We start from the raw sequence: 17,494 nt of genomic DNA on the forward strand, positions 1-17,494 counted from the left end.
TTGTTTATACTCAATGGATCAACGGTCATTACTTACACAGGAGTTTTAAATGCTTAGCCAGTCTGTACGCAGCATGTGCGGGTGTTTTTTAATACTGTGTTGTTCCTTTTTATCCCTTCAGCTGAATGCGGCAACGGTCACCTATGACTTTAGCGGCAGCGGTCACACCGCTTTTCGCGGTGAAAATAACAGTGTCACCTCGATAAGTGGCCTCAGTAGCTTTAGCGATTCCGATATCAATACGCAGAACGGTTCAAGCGCAAGTTATGAGGCGAGTACTCGTCGTAATTATCCTAAAATGTTGTATCGGTTTTCAATCAATGAAAGCGCTGCGAATATCGACGCTATCACCGCGACATGGGTTGGATTCGGTGATCACTCCAGTAATGGTCAGCGGGGCGCTCTACTCTATATCCGTAATTTTAATGGTAGTTTTGAACAACTGGATAGTAGTAGCAGTTCCAGCCTTGATACGTTGACCGGATCGGTCTCTTCTAATATTGCTAATTATATTGATGATGGAGAGATTGAAATATTATCCGTAAATAGCGGGCGTAAACAGAATAATAATCAGAGCGCCACCCACTACACGGATTATGTGAAAATCGAGCTAGAGACCACGTCAGTACTGCCGGACCCGCGGTTAGAATACCGGTTTGATGACTGTTCGCTGGCATCGGGTGTAACCGATAGCGCGAGTTTTTATGATGGTACGGCTAACAGTGCCGACAGCACGGACAGTGTGGCGCAGATTAATCGAAGTTTAGACCTGAGCGCAACGGGCTCGCTAGATTGGATTACAGTGCCCCAAGGGGCCGTAAACGGGTTAAACGATTTTAGTCTCTCTGTTTGGATCAAAACCGCAGTTTCGAAATCCCAGCAAGAGATCTTCCATGCCTTGGGCAGTTCTACAAGCGATGATGAGATTGAAATCTACCTCGTCAACAGTACTGAAGTGCGACTTAATGTAGGTGATAACGGTGCGACGATCAGTGCCGGAACCACACTGACTGATGATGATTGGCATCACCTGTTAGTAACCCGTAGTGGGAACGGGATGTGCCTTTATGTGGATGGTGGGTTAGCGGGTTGTCATACGGCGGGAGGCTCCGGCCAAATATCCATTAATGATGCCTCAGCGGTCGTGATTGGCCAAGAGCAAGACGCTTTTGGTGGCAGCTTTAGTAGTAGCCAAGCATTTGATGGCTATATAGATGAATTTAAAATTTATGCCTCTGAATTAGACGCCGATCATGCAAGCCAGATTTATAGTAATGAAGGGAGCGGTTTAAATGCCGACGGCAGTACCCGCGATCCATCAGCCTGCATCAGTGTATTACCGACCCCATTAGCAGAATATCGTTTAGATGAAGGGAGCTGGAGCGGCGCCAGTGGTGAAATAGTCGATAATGTGGGGAGTAATAACGGCTCGATTGTTGATACCGGCAGCGGAAACGTAACCAGTATTTTTGACGGTAAGATCTGCCGTGCAGGGAGCATTGGCCAAAATACAACAGCAGCTGAACAGTATGCCATTGATACTACAATAGATATTGATGATCAGGTCGGTAATACAGGGACGATCAGTTTTTGGTACCGCTCCTCTACCACATGGGGTTCAGATGGCCGTAAAGTATTGCTCAGTGCAGCGACATCTAGCCCAAATAATAAGTATTTTTTCTTAACAGAAGAGACAAATAGTCGTTTAAGGTTTGGTTTGGAAAATGCCTCGGACGCGGATTACCGTTTCTCCTCTTCAAATACATTTAGCTATGGCTCATCTGATTGGGTACACCTCGTTGTAACTTGGGATATGGGTAATCAACAGATGCAGCTCTTTGTAGATGGCGAGCAGGAGATCAATAGCAGTATTCCTTCCAATCAGGAGATTGGTGAGCTGCTATCGCTTTATGTAGGTGATAACCGTGGTAGTTACACCGCCGGTGAAGGTGCTAACTCTGCCAATGGTGATGTGGATGAAGTGCTTATCTTTGATTCCGTTTTAAGCGATCAAGATATCGCCACCATTTATGTTAACCAGAACCAGGGCAAAAATTATGATGGCTCTGTACGGGTCGGCTGTTCCGCGCTAGTGGATTGGCATTTTGATGAAAGCAGCTGGAATGGAAGCGCCGACGAAGTTGAAGATAGCAGCGGTAATGATAACCATGGGGTGGCTCAAAGTGCAGACACTGTGTCGGCAGGCGCAGTTTGTCGGGCGGGTGATTTTGATGGTGCTGCCGATTATTTAACGGCGACCGATCTGTCACAGTTACAGACGACTGCGAGCCTGAGCTTTTGGATTAAAACCACTCAAGTTGGAAATAATGTCGCGTGGCAAGCCCCAGGTGTGGCAGGTATTGAGGAGAATGGTGGTGCTGATGATATCTTTTGGGGATGGATCGATGGGTCTGGGCATATAGGCCTAACCGTTGGTGATGATTACGCAACGACCAAGTCCAATACAGTGATAAATGATGATGATTGGCACCATGTCGTTTTAACACGAGAGACGGTGTCGGGTGAATATAAAATTTATATTGATGGCGTGTTGGATAAAAGCGGAACGGGCACGGCGGGCGATATTGGTAATGGTTTTTCATCCATAGGTCGTATAGAAAATACTCGAGGAACGCCTGTTTATTTCGAAGGCCAGTTAGACGAAGTTATTATTTTTGAAGATGTTTTAGAGGATAGTGACGTCAGTGGTATTTATGCCAATCAAACTGCAGGTAAAAACTGGGATGGTACGGCCCGAGATGCATGTGCTTCGGCGGTGGCCTACTACGAAATTAGCCATAGCTCACCTGCGCTGACCTGTGAGCCAGCTAATATCACCATTACCGCTAAAGATGATGCGGGACAAAATATCGCACCTGAAAATGGCACGACAATTACGTTGTCGAGTGAACTTGTATCTGGGGCGAATGTCACCAATACATTTAGTCCGGCAACATACACGTTTGATGGCAGTTCTATGGCTGCTACGATTCAGTTAATTCGAACCTCTGTCGGTGTGCTAGATATTGATGTGGATGATGGGTCCGCAACGGACCGTGACGGTGACTTAACTGATCCCGATATTGAATATGCCGACGCGGCGTTCAAGTTTTATGCGGATGGTGTGATTGACGGGATCGATCTACAGATTGCAGGCAAACTGAATACGCTAGCGCCTAATGCCCAGAGGGTCACCATCAAAGCGATCCAAACGGACCCTGACACAGGGCGTTGTACTGCGTTGAAGCCTGGTGCCGGTGTGCAAGTAGGGTTTGGTTACGAGTGTAACTCTCCTGATAGCTGCTCCGCGAATGACCTATTATTTGTTAATGGGAATGCTAACCCCGCACCTGGGGTTGATTTGGGTGGCACCCCAAGCTTCGTAACCTCATCGGTTGATTTCGATGTTAATGGTGAAGGCGAGGTTGTTTTTGATTACCAAGATGCGGGTCAGATTAAGCTTCACGCTATGGCTGAAGAGGAGGTGACTGGCGGCAGTGGTCGAGCGGTGATTGCGGGGAGTAGTAATCTATTTGTTGTTAGGCCCTTTGCGTTTGGCTTCTCTTCAATTACATCGGATGGGGTCAATAATCCACAAGGCGATGAGAGCGCTGGTGCGGGTTTTACATCCGCAGGCAGTGATTTCGATGTCACGCTGAATGCCTATCTATATCAAAGTGCCTATGATTCCGACAGTAATGGTATTCCCGATGACGGTGTTGATGTCAGCGTAAATAATGGCATTACACCTAATTTTTCCGGGGAGGTGGAGCTGACCGTTGATTCCTATACGCCTACCGTTGCAACGAGCGTAACCCTCAGTGGGGATGCCCCCGTCCTGTTTGATAGCTACGGGGTGCGTGGAGGTTCAGATGTGACGGCGACGCTGCAATATGACGAGGTGGGTAGCATTTATCTTAAAGCGTCACTTGCGAACTATCTGGGTGAAATTGCGGGAGATATATCCAGTATTCCGGTCAAAATCGGGCGTTTCTATCCCGATCATTTTGCCATTGTAAACGACAGTATCAGCGCAAGTTGTAACACCGGATTCACCTACATGCAGCAGCCGTTTGCTGAGTTCGCCTACACCGTTGAAGCGAGGCCTAAAGGCGTCACGGATAGCACGAGTGATGAGGCGCGCATTACGCAGAACTACGATGCGAATGAATACAGTGCAACGGCGGTTATCCACGCTGTGGCTGAAAATGATAATGTAGGCATCGACTTAGGGGCTCGGTTAAGTAGCTACTCCAGCAGTGATAATTGGCGCGCAGGGGAATATCTATTTAATAGCGATGCAACGTTGTTTAGCCGTAATCCAGATGCGGCGGGCTTAGAGGATGGGCCGTTTAATAAGGTGCAGTTTGGCCTAAGTCTGGCGAGCGAGCGAGACGATCGGGACTTTGCTGGCGGTGAGCTTACTATGAATGCGGCGAATAGCGATGATTGCGTTAGCACCGGCGGTTGTACCGCTGTGCCAATCGGCGCTGAACAAGTGCTTAGGTATGGTCGCTTGCAGATCCAATCGGCCCATGGTCCTGAGGGCGAAGACCTTGTGGTTCCGTTTACTGCGCAGTATTGGGATGGCACGGCATTTGTAACCCATGTGGATGATAGCTGTACCCAGCATCCCTTAGGGAATATTAGTTTTGACGGCAGTGTCATTGGGCCAACCGATGCTGAGCGAACGGTGTCGGTAGGTGATGGTAGTACGCTAGGCGGGTTAAATATGACAGGAACGAATGCTGCTGCGACCGCGGGTGAGTTTAGTCTGATCTTCAGTGCACCGGGTGTCGCGACGGGCGGTAATGACAATACCGGTTATTTTCCTGTTGATGTGACTAACCTAGCTGCGTGGTTACGTTATGACTGGAACCAAGATGGGAGCGGCGATGATGCTAACTTGCCCGAGGCGAGGGTAACGTTTGGCCGTGCCCGTGGCAGTGATCGCATGATCTTCTGGCAAGAACGCTATCAGTAAATAGTAGGGACGCTTTAGGCAATAAAAAAGCAGGCAAAAGCCTGCTTTTTTAGTGTACTAAGGATCATACAATTAGCCTGTTAGCTTTTTGTATTTTTCCATTAGCTGTCCTTCAGACTCCACATGATCGGGGTCTTTAGGGATACAATCAACTGGGCAGACTTCTACACACTGTGGTGTGTCGTAATGACCTACACACTCAGTACATTTAGACGGCTCAATCTCGTAAATTTCATCACCTGGAGAGATTGCCTCGTTAGGGCATTCCGGCTCACATACATCACAGTTGATGCATTCGTCAGTAATGATCAATGCCATGGTGGCTACCTCACTATTACTCTATAAATTAATGGCCCAGGTGCTCACTCAGGGCCTTTGCCACCGAAGGGTGTACAAACTTACTCACATCCCCACCCAAGCTTGAGATCTCACGGATCAGCGTGGAGGACACAAAAGATAAGTGTTCCGCCGGTGTTAAAAAAATACTCTCTACATCGGGCGTCAAATGTCGGTTCATCGCAGCAAGTTGAAACTCGTACTCAAAATCCGAAACTGCACGTAACCCACGCACAATAATATTGGCGTTCTGTTGCTCAAGTAATTCTGCTAGTAGACAATCAAAACCCACAATAATAATGTTATCAAGGTGTTCAGTTACTTCACGAACCAATGCTACACGAGTTTCTAAGGTTAGCATGGGTTTCTTTTTTGGGCTTTCGGCAACTGAGACAACGACTTTATCGAAAAGTTTGGCAGCACGCTGAATAAGATCCGCATGGCCATTCGTTATTGGGTCAAAAGTTCCTGGATAAACAGCAATATTCATATATGGTTCACAGGAGTTATTGTCTACTTAAAACTTGCTCAATCAAGTTCTAGTGACATAGCAAGTTTGCAATTGCGGCATATTATCCGAATTATTCGGGCTGTACAAATACTATAATGGAATGTCTTGATCTCTGTCGGTTATAAAAAAACAATTTATTATTACAAATAACTATAAAGGTTTTAGGGGTATTAGTGTGATTTTGTCATTGCGAATAGGTCTGGTTGCTCTGATTTTTACGGTATTGTCTGGCTGCCAGGCACTGCAAAAGGTAGATCAGGGGTTATATCAAGTCGCAGAATCTGTCAGTGAAAAGGACCGTGTGACAGGGCAGCGTAGCTTAAGTATGGCTGACCGTCGTGCCCAGATAGAACAAGGGAATGCGTATGTTGATCAACTCATCGCCCAAGAGCAGAAAAATAAACGCCCCGTTAATGCGGCGGTTAGCCGAACACAATACCAGCGCCTCGTTCGTGTTTTTGACCGTATTCATCAAGTATCCCACCTAAAACAGGAACGTTGGCAGCCGCTGTTAATTAAACGTGACTCGTTTAATGCCTTTACAACTGGGGGCACCTATATCGTAGTGCATTCGCAGTTGATGGATGACCTACCAGATGATGCAGAACTTGCTGCGGTATTGGGACATGAGATCGCCCATACTGTCGCCAACCATGTTTATGAACGCCAAACCCACGCCCAGATCAGCGCATTGGCTGGTTCAAATGCAGCAGGCCGTAGTGGTTATCAGGCCGCTTTTACCCACGAGAGCGAACGGGAAGCGGACCGTATCGGTATTTTATACACCGCGCTTGCCGGTTATGACCCGCTAGCCGCCAGCCGTATCTGGCAGCGTAAGTATGCGGAACAGGGTAACGCGCGGGCGTTATTTCACCATGACCATCCGGTGAATGCTGAGCGTTATCAAGAAGCGAAAAGCGTCGGCACTCAGGTATTACCTTATTATAAAAAGAATCAAATAAACCCTAAGGCCGCCGAGTTGTTGGATAACAATGTGCTGTGGCGAAAAAATGAGAATGAAGTGGCGGCGGGTGAAGGCGGCGGTGTCGCGGCGCTACTATCGACAGCCTTAGGTGCTTATGTTCAACATCAGCAGGCGAAAGGGGAAGAGCAGCGTCAGTTGCAACAAGCCAGTTTTGTGAAATCAGTCGAATCGGTACTCAAAGTTGAGTCGACCCGTAAAACGGGAACGCATCAGCTTGAAACCCGCTGGCGTTATGCGGCTAATGGTCCTATCTTAACAGACGTAGTGATGGGATTATATTTGCAGCGTAATGGTAAAAGTGAACGTTATGTCTCCCACGTTGATGGCTATATCAAGCCGGGCCAACGCTTTACGGCCATATTCTCACTGCCTCAAACGCTTAAAGTGGACGATCTCAAAAAATATGGTGCAAAGTTATATTTAGATGATGCCCAAGCTGCGCGCTAATTAATTAGCGTTTTTGCGTGAGTCTTAATTTTTCTGTAACTCATTCTGTGTGCCGACTTTATATAATAAGTCTCTGAATAGCAGAAGGTGATTAAACAGATATGCCCCGAAGGACGAAAAAAGAAGCAGAACAAACACGTCAGCTACTTTTGGAGACGGCGTTAACGCTGTTTGCTGAAAAAGGTATTGCAGGCACAAGCTTAAAGGATATAGCGTCTGCTGCGGGGTTAACCCATGGTGCTCTGTATTGGCATTTTAAGAATCGAACCGATCTTGTTGACGCACTGTATGACGAGTGCCGTTTTCCGTTAGAGGATCTTTTTTTGGATCAGCTGCAATCGGCACGGCAGGATGCGCTGGAATCTTTAGGCGATTTTATTATTCAATGGAGTCAGCGAGCACTGACTGAGACGCGTCCTGCGTCCATATGGAAGGTGTTTCATCAAGGTGTAGCTCATACGCCAGAATTAGAAGCGATCGCCAGTAAGATAAGAGATGAGCACCGTGAGTGGTTACACCTCTTATCAAAGCTTATTAAGAAAGCGCGCAAACAAAAACGTATCGCCCATAAACCCTCGACTAACATTGACCCGGTGCCCGCGGCCGTTTTAGGTGTGATTATGGGTATTATCGCCAGCGTTTATAATACGGGGTCTGGTTTGGTTCATGCGAAACAGCAAACCAAGTTCCTGAGCCAGCACTTTATACAAGGATTAAAGCTTTAGCTTGAAATATGGCCGCAGATACGTAGCGCCTACGCCCGTTTATATAAGCGGTAGGTGACTTGCCCTGCGGTTTTATTCCTATATTCCTGCCAGTGGGGCGGAACATCCGGATTGGCCAATTCAGATTCCGTTTCAATATAGATGTAAGCGTTGTCGCGCAACAGATTTTTACTTTCTAATAGTGCACAGCAGGGGGCTATCAAGTTTTGTCTAAAGGGCGGGTCGAGAAAAACAAGGTCATACTTGCTCTCTTGATCCTGTTGACGGGCCTCTAGCCATGCCAACACATCTGTTTGGATAATCTCGCCGTTCTGGGCTTTTAAGTTTTGCAGGTTCGCGTTCAATTGGCGGGCCGCCGCCGCATCACGCTCGATAAACGTCATGCGTTCAGCCCCCCTTGAAAGCGCCTCAAAACCTAAAGCGCCACTGCCACTAAACATATCTAAGCATTGAGCGCCGGGAACAATGGTTTGAATCCAGTTAAACAAGGTTTCCCGTACTCTGTCGGGTGTTGGCCTGAGCCCATCAGTGGCTAAAAATTCAAGCTTTCGTCCGCGCCATTCGCCAGCAATGATACGTAACTGTGAGCGGGGCGTTGATTTATCTTGTTTGCGGCGGGGTGGATTTTTATGGCCCATATGATTTCCTTAAAGCACCGGCGATTGAATAATGCTGATTGGCTGCGAGGCATCCAGTGCTTGTTGTGTCTGCTTAATAATGTCATCCGGGTCTTGATCTAATAGCTGATCAATATAGGTTTCCATTGTATCCGTTGGCAGTTGGTAAAATGCGATTAAGCTCAACGCGGCGACTTGGTTCATATTATCACGCATACGCTCTTGCCAGATGCCAGCTAGCCGATTTTGGCTTTGCTCAACGAGCTCTTCGTTAACCTGTTGCTGCAACTGGGGCAGAATCGGCCCAGGATTCTGATCGCCTTCTAAGATCAACGCTTGAAAACCGATGTGCTTAAGTGAGGCCCAAAGAATGCGAAAGTTTAAATTGTGCTGGTCTTGGTATTTATTTAACAGGTCTTGAATGACTTGAGCGCTGATGCGGTGCGTAATAAAACTATCCGACGCCCGTGGCGGCAGAGTTTGCCCAAGCAATAAGCGAAAGGTTTTATCCGGACTGTTTTCACGGAGTAACGCGGCGGGTTGGCTATCAGGATAGCTTAGGCCGGTGGGTCGTAGCGTCTGTGGTAGTTGTTGCTCAATTAACTCAACATAATCCTCTGCATCTTCACCGCTAATGGCGAACAGCGGTGCAGTAAATAGCTCGGCATAGGATGGGCCAAGTAGGTTGAGTACCGAGGTGTCGTCCGCCGGTTGTAGCTGTTGATAGAAACGATTAACCAGTGTCTGTTCTGCTGATTGCTCGGCTAAATAATCGCGTGCCTGAATCTTTTTCAACGGCTCTCGCCAGCGAGAGGCGTCAACCGGCTTGCTTAGTGCTTGCCAAATACGGTTGAGTGCGGGGGCAGGTTGTTCATTGGCCCAAGAGAGGGTGACTTCAATACGGTCTTGTCGTGGCGTGACGTTGTAACTGTAGGTCGGGCTGGCTAACGCACGTAAACGTTGTTGCAATATGAGGCTTTTTAATTGCTGAAGTTGCTGCTGAGTGGTGTTTAGCGCCGGCTGAGTCGCGAGAAGAAACACCAGCTGCATCGGCTGATCGTCCAGCTCCATCCAATAGAGGGTCTGGCTGTCGTTACTGTCGACGTCGTGGTATTCAACAGCCCCAGGTCCCATAGAGGAAAGAATAAGAATGGCGATTAAGCTGAACCAGACTAAGCCTACGAGGTATTTACGATTAAAAATGGGGCGGTATTCGTTTGTCATCTTGAATTTTCTCAGACACTAAATGTTCATATAACGGCGCTTTGGCTTGAACCCATTTCGCGTAAGCGTAAAGATAGGTCCGCTTGGGTATCTGATCTGGGTTATGCAGCCGATTTACTGTGATAAGATACCAGACTTTGTCGATGAACTGCTGATTTTTCAGTTGTTATAAGGTAATTGAGAGTGGATAACGGATGTTAAGTTTACAAGAGATGTTTGTTGATAAGGGTTGGGATACCAGTTACATCGCTTATACCGGTGCGCTTATTACAATTGTTGTGTTGGCAGGTATCTATCGTTATCTCCGTGATGATAATTCATCCGATTAATTTAGCGTAGGTAATAATCGAATTTTAAACCGTGGTGAAGGCTATAGCGTGCCAGGGTATGAGGAAGTTAAATGTTTAAAAAACTGAAATCCATGTTCGGAGGTTCTTCGGCGGAAGAAACCGCTGTTGAAACGCATGAAACCGACAACAGCTCAGTTGAGAAAGTTGAAGAGAACCAACCCGCGAACGCAGAGCTTAAAGCAGAGTCATTGGTTGAAACAGTTGCTGAAACCGTTACTGAAACAGCTGCTGAGTCGGTTGAGACCGAGCCCTCCGTTACCCTAGACCGTCAGCCCGTCGTTGAAGAGCCCGCCAGTGTTAGTGAGGTGGTTGAGCCCGCGACGGTTGAGGTGGCTGCTGAGGCCGTTACGGAGGTGGTTGCCGATGACCCTGCCCCTCTCGTTGAAGCACCGGCTCCCAGTGACACCGTTGTTGATGCCATTATAGAAGAGACGCCAGCACCCGCCGTTCAAAACAATGATCCAGCGGAAGAGAAAAAAGGCTTTTTTGCCCGCATTAAACAGGGCTTGAGTAAAACCAAAGCCAATCTGTCAGAGCAGTTAGGTAACATCTTTTTAGGTGCTAAAGAGATCGATGATGATCTGCTCGAAGAGATAGAAACCCTATTGTTAACGGCGGATGTTGGGGTTGAAGCCACCTCCGATATTATTGGTCGCTTAACCGAAAAGGTAGCGCGTAAACAGTTGGGCGACCCTCAAGCTCTACAAGCGGCATTGAAAGATGAGCTGTCCACGCTGTTGCATCAATCGGAACAGCCGTTGCAGATCGATTGCAGTAAAAAGCCATATGTTATTTTAATGGTTGGCGTTAACGGTGTAGGTAAAACGACCACGATCGGTAAGCTCGCTAAAAAGTTCCAGAGTGAAGGTAAATCGGTGATGTTAGCGGCGGGTGATACGTTCCGTGCGGCCGCGGTTGAACAGTTACAGGTCTGGGGCGAACGTAATAAAGTCCCTGTTGTTGCTCAGCATACGGGGGCGGATTCAGCCTCGGTTATCTACGATGCGGTGCAATCTGCACAGGCGAAGAATATTGATATTCTTATTGCCGACACTGCCGGTCGTTTGCAAAACAAAGACAATCTGATGCAAGAGCTTGAAAAAGTCGTGCGCGTCACGCAAAAATTGTCGCCTGAAGCGCCCCATGAGGTTATGTTGGTACTTGATGCGGGCACGGGACAGAATGCGTTAAGCCAAGCAAAAATCTTTAAAGAGAGCGTCGGTGTAACAGGTATCTCTCTGACGAAGCTAGATGGTACAGCCAAAGGCGGCGTTATCTTTGCAATCGCTAAACAGATGGATCTGCCGATTCGCTTTATCGGCGTGGGTGAACAAATTGATGATTTGCGCCCCTTTAACTCGCAAGAATTTGTAGACGCACTGTTTGATTAACAGCGTTGCCCTAACTTTTGTATACGTGATTGGATATGACCGTAAGCGATGATTAAGTTTGATAACGTCAGTAAGCGTTACCCGGAGGGCCATGATGCCCTGCGCGATGTGAGCTTTAGCCTAAATCGAGGGGAGATGGCGTTTCTTACCGGCCACTCAGGTGCAGGTAAAAGTACGTTACTTAAATTGATCATGTTAATGGAGCGGGCCAGTCGCGGGCAGGTGTCTATTGCGGGTCAAGACCTCGCTCAATTCAGTCGTGACGACATCCCTTATCATCGGCGTCGTATCGGCGTAGTTTTTCAAAACCATCAGCTGCTATTTGATCGCAGTGTCTTTGAAAATGTCGCCTTGCCTCTACATATCTCCGGTTATGATGAAGAAGATATTGGAAAACGTGTACGTGCAGCGTTAGATAAAGTGGGCCTCTTGCATAAAGAGAAGCTCAACCCCATTACCTTATCCACAGGTGAACAGCAGCGTATAGGTATTGCACGGGCGATTGTGCATAAACCCCAAGTCCTTCTGGCGGATGAGCCAACCGGTAACTTGGACCCTGCGTTGTCAGAAGAGATTATGCGCTTGTTTATGGAGTTTAACCTTCATGGTACAACCGTATTAATTGCGACCCATGATTTAGCACTGGTATCACGTATGCCTTATCGGACGTTGACCCTTGACCAAGGAAGATTGATTAATGGCTAACCGTGAACCGGTCAAACGAGGGGCTGAACGCCAGCGACCAGCGGATAAACCTGTGGCCGATACCTCGGCTGCGCATGCCCATAAAGGGGCGGCCAAACATCGCGTTGATTTTGTTGCCGAATTTAAAAGTTGGATTAGGCATCATAAAAGTACCGCTCGACAGTCACTGCAGCGCTTATGGTTAACGCCTTTACCTAGTTTTATGACATTAGCAGTGCTGGCAATTGCGTTAGCCCTGCCGGGATTAATGTTTGTGGGCCTTAAAAACATCAACCACCTTAGTGGTGAGTGGAAAGGGGACCCGCGCATCTCGTTGTACTTACAAAAAACACTGCCCGCGGAAGAGGCCGAGCGCTTTAGTCAAAAAATGCTCTTGCGTACAGATCTGGCAGCCGTTGAGTTAGTGACTAAAGAGCAGGGGCTGCATGAGTTTCAGCGGATCTCCGGTTTTTCCGATGTACTTGAATTTCTGGACAAGAACCCCCTACCTGCCGTGGTGGTTGTTCAACCGCTGGATAATCAGAAAGCTTCGCTCAGTGCGCTTCAACAAGCATTAAATGAACTGCCTGAAGTAGAAGACGCGGTGTTAGATATGGTGTGGGTCGAACGTTTATCTTCATTTGTTCGGCTGGCCAACCGTGTTGTCTTGGTACTGGGTGCCTTATTAGCCCTCTCCGTTTTGCTGGTGGTTGGTAACACCATCAGGTTATCGATTGAAAGCCGTAAAGATGAAATCCAAGTGGCCAAATTAGTAGGTGCCACGGATTCATGGGTCAAACGTCCTTTTATCTATACCGGCTTTTGGTTTGGTCTAATTGGTGCGGTGATCGCTTGGCTGTTTGTTGAGATCAGTCTGCTGCTAATTAGCACACCGGTCGGGCAATTGGTTTCACTCTATCAAACAGACTTCGAACTACAGCGGCTTGGCTTTATTGATAGCCTCTCGTTGATCGGTGTTGGGGTGTTATTGGGTCTATTTGGTGCACGCTTAGCCGTAGGACGTCACCTGAGAGAGATAGAACCGCAATGAATCCACTCATCTTGTCGTAACATTTGCGTTTTATCCTTATCCTCGCTATATTTTCCGGTCCGTTATACTTAATAACGGAATTAGATTGAACTTTTGTATTATAAATTGAGTCATAACTGCGAACTTTTGATAAGAAGCAAGAATGATGCGAGGTCATTAATGGGCACTAGCTTACAAGTTATTGATACACTTTCTCCGGGACGTAATCTGGATGCATATATGCAGTCTGTGACTGCTATTCCAGTATTAAGCGCCGAAGAGGAGCGTTCTTTGGGTGAGCGTTTGCATTTTGATGGTGACGTAGAAGCGGCCCGCCGTTTAGTTATGTCACACCTGCGCTTTGTTGTTCATGTTGCTAAAACCTATTCTGGCTATGGTTTGCCACTAGGTGATCTGATTCAGGAAGGCAACGTCGGTTTGATGAAAGCGGTTAAACGCTTTGACCCAACGATGGGTGTACGCTTGGTATCCTTTGCTGTGCATTGGGTTAAAGCCGAGATGCACGAGTTTATTCTGCGTAATTGGCGCATTGTTAAAGTGGCCACCACTAAAGCTCAGCGCAAATTGTTTTTTAATCTTCGCTCCAAGAAAAAGGGCTTAGGTTGGATGACAACCGACGAAGTAAACTCTATTGCAGAAGATTTAGGTGTTGATGCTAAAGTGGTTCGTCAGATGGAAGGCCGTATGGCATCCGTTGATACTGCCTTTGATGCACCAGAAGGTGCAGACGATGAGCAGGCCGCATGGGCGCCAGCACACTTTTTAGAAGATAAAAGCGCTGATCCATCACAGCAGGTTGAAGACAGCAATTGGGAACAGGACTCACAGCGACGCTTGATGAGTGCCATGTCCGATTTAGACGAGCGTAGTAAAGATATTTTAGCCCGTCGTTGGTTGTCCGATGATAAAGCCACTCTGCATGAACTGGCCGCAGAATATGAGGTTTCAGCTGAGCGTATTCGCCAGTTAGAAAAGAATGCGATGAAGAAGATTCGCATCTCCATGGAAGCTTAGTGAGTCGCATTTTATAAAAAGCCGCGTATAGCGGCTTTTTTGTGTCTGTAATAGCGTGGTTTGAGTCGGTTTTCTAGCTACATGGGCAAACTATTTCGGTATAATCTTTCAAATATCTGGGTTCCTAATGTCGAAAAAACTTATATTAATGATCTCGGCAATGAGCGGCTTTTTGGCGGTCGCCTGCGGAGCGTTTGGTGCTCATGGGTTAAAAGATCTGCTTGAACCCCATTTATACGCAACCTATCAAACCGGTGTGGAATATCAGTTCTACCACACCTTTGCGTTATTATTTATTGCGTTAGCCCCCTCGGATTTATCCAGTAAATACTTAGGGTGGGCGGGCATTGCATTTACATTAGGGATTCTACTTTTTTCCGGCAGTCTTTATCTGTTGGCGTTGACGGGTATTAAGGTACTTGGGGCGATAACCCCATTGGGAGGCATCGCTTTCTTATGTGGGTGGGTACTCGTTGGCTATACAGCAATTATTTCGAACAGGAGATAAATCAATGCAGATTCAGGTAAATGGTGAGATGCTGCAAGTGCAGGATGATATCACCCTTACTGGCCTGATTTCACAGCTTGAGCTTGGTGATAAACGCATTGCTATTGAGCTTAATTTAGAAATCATTCCTCGCAGTGAACATGCAGAAACAGTATTGAAAGAAGCGGATCGTGTTGAGATTGTACATGCGATTGGTGGGGGTTGAGGTCGATCATTTTAGATCTAACACCGACTCATAATGACTACAATTTTTTTGGATATACATCATGTCTCATCAGAATGACCCATTGATTATCGCAGGACAAAGCTACAATTCACGTTTGTTAATTGGTACTGGCAAATATAAAAACTTGGAAGAAACCCGTATTGCCATCGAGGCAAGTGGTGCCGAGATTGTGACGGTTGCCGTTAGACGTACCAATATCGGGCAAAACCCAGATGAACCTAATTTATTGGATATCATCACACCCGATAAATACACGATTTTGCCAAACACCGCCGGCTGCTTTAACGCCGAAGATGCGGTGCGTACCTGTAAGTTAGCCCGTGAGCTGATGAATGGTCACGACTTAGTCAAACTTGAAGTCTTAGGCGATCAAAAAACACTTTACCCCAATGTGGTTGATACCATTAAAGCTGCGGATAAGCTTGTCCAAGATGGCTTTAAGGTGATGGTTTATACCAGTGACGACCCTATCGTTGCTCAAGAGCTAGAAAGCCTGGGCTGCGTTGCGATCATGCCATTGGGTTCCATGATCGGCTCTGGATTAGGTATTTTGAATCCCCATAATATCAACGTCATTATGGAAGATGCGAAAGTACCGGTCCTTGTTGATGCCGGTGTAGGCACCGCGTCTGAAGCCGCTGTTGCCATGGAGATGGGCTGTGATGCAGTGCTGATGAACTCCGCCATTGCCGGTGCACGTAACCCGGTTCTAATGGCCTCCGCTATGCGTAAAGCCATTGAAGCGGGTCGTGAAGCGTTTCTTGCCGGTCGTATGCCGCGTAAACGCTATGCCAGTGCGTCCTCTCCCATGGACGGAACCATTATTGGCTAAGCGGCTGTCCCTACAGTAGTGATGCTAAATTACGGAATATTTTCAGCCTGATCGAAAGATCGGGCTTTGCTTTTTAGGTCAGGTTGATGTCAGAAGAAAATAAGATCGAACAGCCGCAGGTAGAAAACCCCGCTGAAGAAAAACATATGCGTACGGTCAAAAGCTTTGTACTACGCGCGGGCCGTATGACTGAAGGACAGCAAAAGGCGATGGATGATGTTTGGCCGAGTATGGGGCTAGAGCTAAACAATGGCCTGCTAGACTTTAATCAAGTGTTTGGCCGCGAAGCACCTGTCGTGCTTGAGATCGGCTTTGGTATGGGTGACTCGCTGGTTGAAATGGCAAAAGATCAGCCTGAAAAAAACTACATCGGCGTTGAAGTTCACCGTCCGGGTGTTGGCCGCTTACTCAGTAATGCGGAAAAAGAAGGCCTCACCAATATCCGTGTTTTCTGTGACGATGCCATTGAAGTCCTCGCCCAGTGCATTCCAAATAATAGCTTAGATTGCATACAACTCTTTTTTGCCGACCCTTGGCATAAAAAGCGTCACCATAAGCGCCGTATCGTACAGCCAGAATTTGCACAAACCCTACGCCAGAAGTTAAAAGTAGGCGGTGTTTTCCATATGGCAACCGATTGGGAAAACTATGCGGAGCATATGATGGAGGTGATGAGCGCCGCTGAAGGCTATGCTAATGCCGCTGGCGAGGGCCAGTACTCGCCTCAACCCGAGTGGCGTCCAGTGACTAAATTCCAGAAGCGCGGTGAGCGTTTAGGTCATGGGGTTTGGGACCTAATGTTTGAGAAAACAAGCTAAGGTATTCTCGCTTCATTGCAGGTAAAAATAGAAAAGGCTGATGCATTGCGTCAGCCTTTTTTTTAGTGCCGAATAGGTCTGGGCTGTCTCTTTGCGTTGTCTTTAACGCCCTAGGCCATGTACTTGTTTTGCGACCCAGACTGCGTTACAAAGATAAGCAGATCAGGCAGGTGGATGTCTGGCATAGGGAGGTATATGGAGCCCATTATATATAAATGAGGACAGGTACTCTGTAAGCGGCTTCGGCCAAAGGCTGGCCTCCTACAGGCGTTTGTTTCTCATGCCGTCTTATCTGTAGGAGCTCACCCTTTATACCCGGAACGGGTGCCAGAGCGAAAGGTTGGTGGAGCCTAAGCCCGCTTGATCGCAAAAACATTAACGGAGTCAGCGCTTGCTTTTTCCACTTATTAAAGAAAATATCGCGCATAAAAATAGTTAACGGGAACAGAGCAATGTCTAAAAAAGTCGTTACCTTTGAGTACGAGAAAGAAACTAAAAACAGTGTGCGTTATAAGGAAGTGCCTGACGAAGGTACTGCCCCGATTGTGGGCTCTTTGTATGTTCAGAAATGGTTTGCGGGTGAGAGTAAAACCCTTGAGGTTACGATTGAGAAAAAAGATTAACCGTTCCGAGTCACATTGATTCGGTGAACAGCGATTAGATAAAAAAATCCCCAGCGGTGTGGCGCACCGTTGGGGATAAGCTCTTTGTGATAAACCCATGACTAATCACAAAGTATGTGGAAGGGCTAATCCATGATGAGATAGGCTGTTTCCAAGGTAAGGTTTACT

Annotated in this window: 17 protein-coding genes; 13 read left to right on the forward strand and 4 right to left on the reverse strand. The window is 47.2% G+C overall.

The features are described 5' to 3' along the window. The first annotated feature begins 49 nt into the window (after positions 1-49). The gene (locus A3773_RS08440) at positions 50-4,984 is read left to right on the forward strand and encodes a LamG-like jellyroll fold domain-containing protein (RefSeq protein ID WP_067984982.1); all 4,935 of its coding nucleotides are present in this window, start codon (positions 50-52) and stop codon (positions 4,982-4,984) included. A 72-nt stretch (positions 4,985-5,056) separates the two neighbouring features. On the opposite strand, the gene A3773_RS08445 is transcribed toward A3773_RS08440, so the two are convergent. Beyond that, positions 5,057-5,302: a YfhL family 4Fe-4S dicluster ferredoxin gene (locus A3773_RS08445; RefSeq protein ID WP_067984984.1), complete on the reverse strand. Its 246-nt coding sequence runs from the start codon at positions 5,300-5,302 to the stop codon at positions 5,057-5,059. Between the two features lie 28 nt (positions 5,303-5,330). Further along, the gene (gene coaD / locus A3773_RS08450) at positions 5,331-5,810 is read right to left on the reverse strand and encodes a pantetheine-phosphate adenylyltransferase (protein WP_067984986.1); all 480 of its coding nucleotides are present in this window, start codon (positions 5,808-5,810) and stop codon (positions 5,331-5,333) included. Positions 5,811-6,006: 196 nt separating this feature from the next. On the opposite strand from coaD, the gene A3773_RS08455 reads away from it, so the two are divergent. Both A3773_RS08455 and A3773_RS08460 read left to right on the forward strand, forming a co-directional pair. Continuing rightward, a complete protein-coding gene (locus A3773_RS08455; protein WP_231902173.1) occupies positions 6,007-7,263 on the forward strand; it encodes a M48 family metallopeptidase in 1,257 nt (418 codons plus the stop codon). Between the two features lie 101 nt (positions 7,264-7,364). After that, positions 7,365-7,988: a TetR family transcriptional regulator gene (locus tag A3773_RS08460; RefSeq protein ID WP_067984989.1), complete on the forward strand. Its 624-nt coding sequence runs from the start codon at positions 7,365-7,367 to the stop codon at positions 7,986-7,988. Positions 7,989-8,017: 29 nt separating this feature from the next. Here the strand turns inward: A3773_RS08460 and rsmD are convergent, their stop codons facing one another. Further along, positions 8,018-8,626, reverse strand: a complete 609-nt coding sequence (gene rsmD / locus A3773_RS08465) for a 16S rRNA (guanine(966)-N(2))-methyltransferase RsmD (protein WP_067984991.1) — start codon at positions 8,624-8,626, stop codon at positions 8,018-8,020. A 9-nt stretch (positions 8,627-8,635) separates the two neighbouring features. Next, the gene (locus A3773_RS08470; protein WP_067984993.1) at positions 8,636-9,829 is read right to left on the reverse strand and encodes a hypothetical protein; all 1,194 of its coding nucleotides are present in this window, start codon (positions 9,827-9,829) and stop codon (positions 8,636-8,638) included. 194 nt (positions 9,830-10,023) lie between these two features. On the opposite strand from A3773_RS08470, the gene A3773_RS18540 reads away from it, so the two are divergent. The 10 genes from A3773_RS18540 to A3773_RS17950 all read left to right on the forward strand — a co-directional run bounded on the left by A3773_RS18540 (position 10,024) and on the right by A3773_RS17950 (position 17,326). Continuing rightward, positions 10,024-10,158: a hypothetical protein gene (locus A3773_RS18540; protein WP_269454493.1), complete on the forward strand. Its 135-nt coding sequence runs from the start codon at positions 10,024-10,026 to the stop codon at positions 10,156-10,158. Positions 10,159-10,229: 71 nt separating this feature from the next. After that, positions 10,230-11,570: a signal recognition particle-docking protein FtsY gene (gene ftsY, locus A3773_RS08475; RefSeq protein ID WP_075109516.1), complete on the forward strand. Its 1,341-nt coding sequence runs from the start codon at positions 10,230-10,232 to the stop codon at positions 11,568-11,570. 48 nt (positions 11,571-11,618) lie between these two features. Continuing rightward, positions 11,619-12,275: a cell division ATP-binding protein FtsE gene (gene ftsE / locus A3773_RS08480; protein ID WP_067984995.1), complete on the forward strand. Its 657-nt coding sequence runs from the start codon at positions 11,619-11,621 to the stop codon at positions 12,273-12,275. Further along, a complete protein-coding gene (gene ftsX, locus A3773_RS08485) occupies positions 12,268-13,305 on the forward strand; it encodes a permease-like cell division protein FtsX (protein WP_067984997.1) in 1,038 nt (345 codons plus the stop codon). Before ftsE ends, ftsX begins: the two co-directional genes overlap by 8 nt. Positions 13,306-13,464: 159 nt before the next feature. After that, complete coding sequence (gene rpoH / locus A3773_RS08490) at positions 13,465-14,319, forward strand: RNA polymerase sigma factor RpoH (RefSeq protein ID WP_067984999.1); 855 nt, start codon at positions 13,465-13,467, stop codon at positions 14,317-14,319. Between the two features lie 127 nt (positions 14,320-14,446). After that, positions 14,447-14,827 carry a DUF423 domain-containing protein gene (locus A3773_RS08495; RefSeq protein WP_067985001.1) on the forward strand — a complete coding sequence of 127 codons (381 nt, stop codon included), beginning with the start codon at positions 14,447-14,449 and terminating at the stop codon, positions 14,825-14,827. 4 nt (positions 14,828-14,831) lie between these two features. Then, on the forward strand, positions 14,832-15,032 hold the full coding sequence (thiS, locus tag A3773_RS08500) for a sulfur carrier protein ThiS (protein WP_067985003.1): 201 nt from the start codon (positions 14,832-14,834) through the stop codon (positions 15,030-15,032). Positions 15,033-15,093: 61 nt separating this feature from the next. After that, positions 15,094-15,885 (forward strand): thiazole synthase, encoded by a 792-nt coding sequence (locus A3773_RS08505; RefSeq protein WP_067985005.1) that lies wholly within the window; start codon positions 15,094-15,096, stop codon positions 15,883-15,885. An 86-nt stretch (positions 15,886-15,971) separates the two neighbouring features. Further along, positions 15,972-16,703 (forward strand): tRNA (guanosine(46)-N7)-methyltransferase TrmB, encoded by a 732-nt coding sequence (gene trmB / locus A3773_RS08510; protein ID WP_067985007.1) that lies wholly within the window; start codon positions 15,972-15,974, stop codon positions 16,701-16,703. A 452-nt stretch (positions 16,704-17,155) separates the two neighbouring features. Next, on the forward strand, positions 17,156-17,326 hold the full coding sequence (locus tag A3773_RS17950; protein WP_197462746.1) for a hypothetical protein: 171 nt from the start codon (positions 17,156-17,158) through the stop codon (positions 17,324-17,326). Positions 17,327-17,494 lie beyond the last annotated feature (168 nt).

It is taken from the genome of Neptuniibacter pectenicola, assembly GCF_001597735.1.
Classification (GTDB): Bacteria; Pseudomonadota; Gammaproteobacteria; order Pseudomonadales; family Balneatricaceae; genus Neptuniibacter; species Neptuniibacter pectenicola.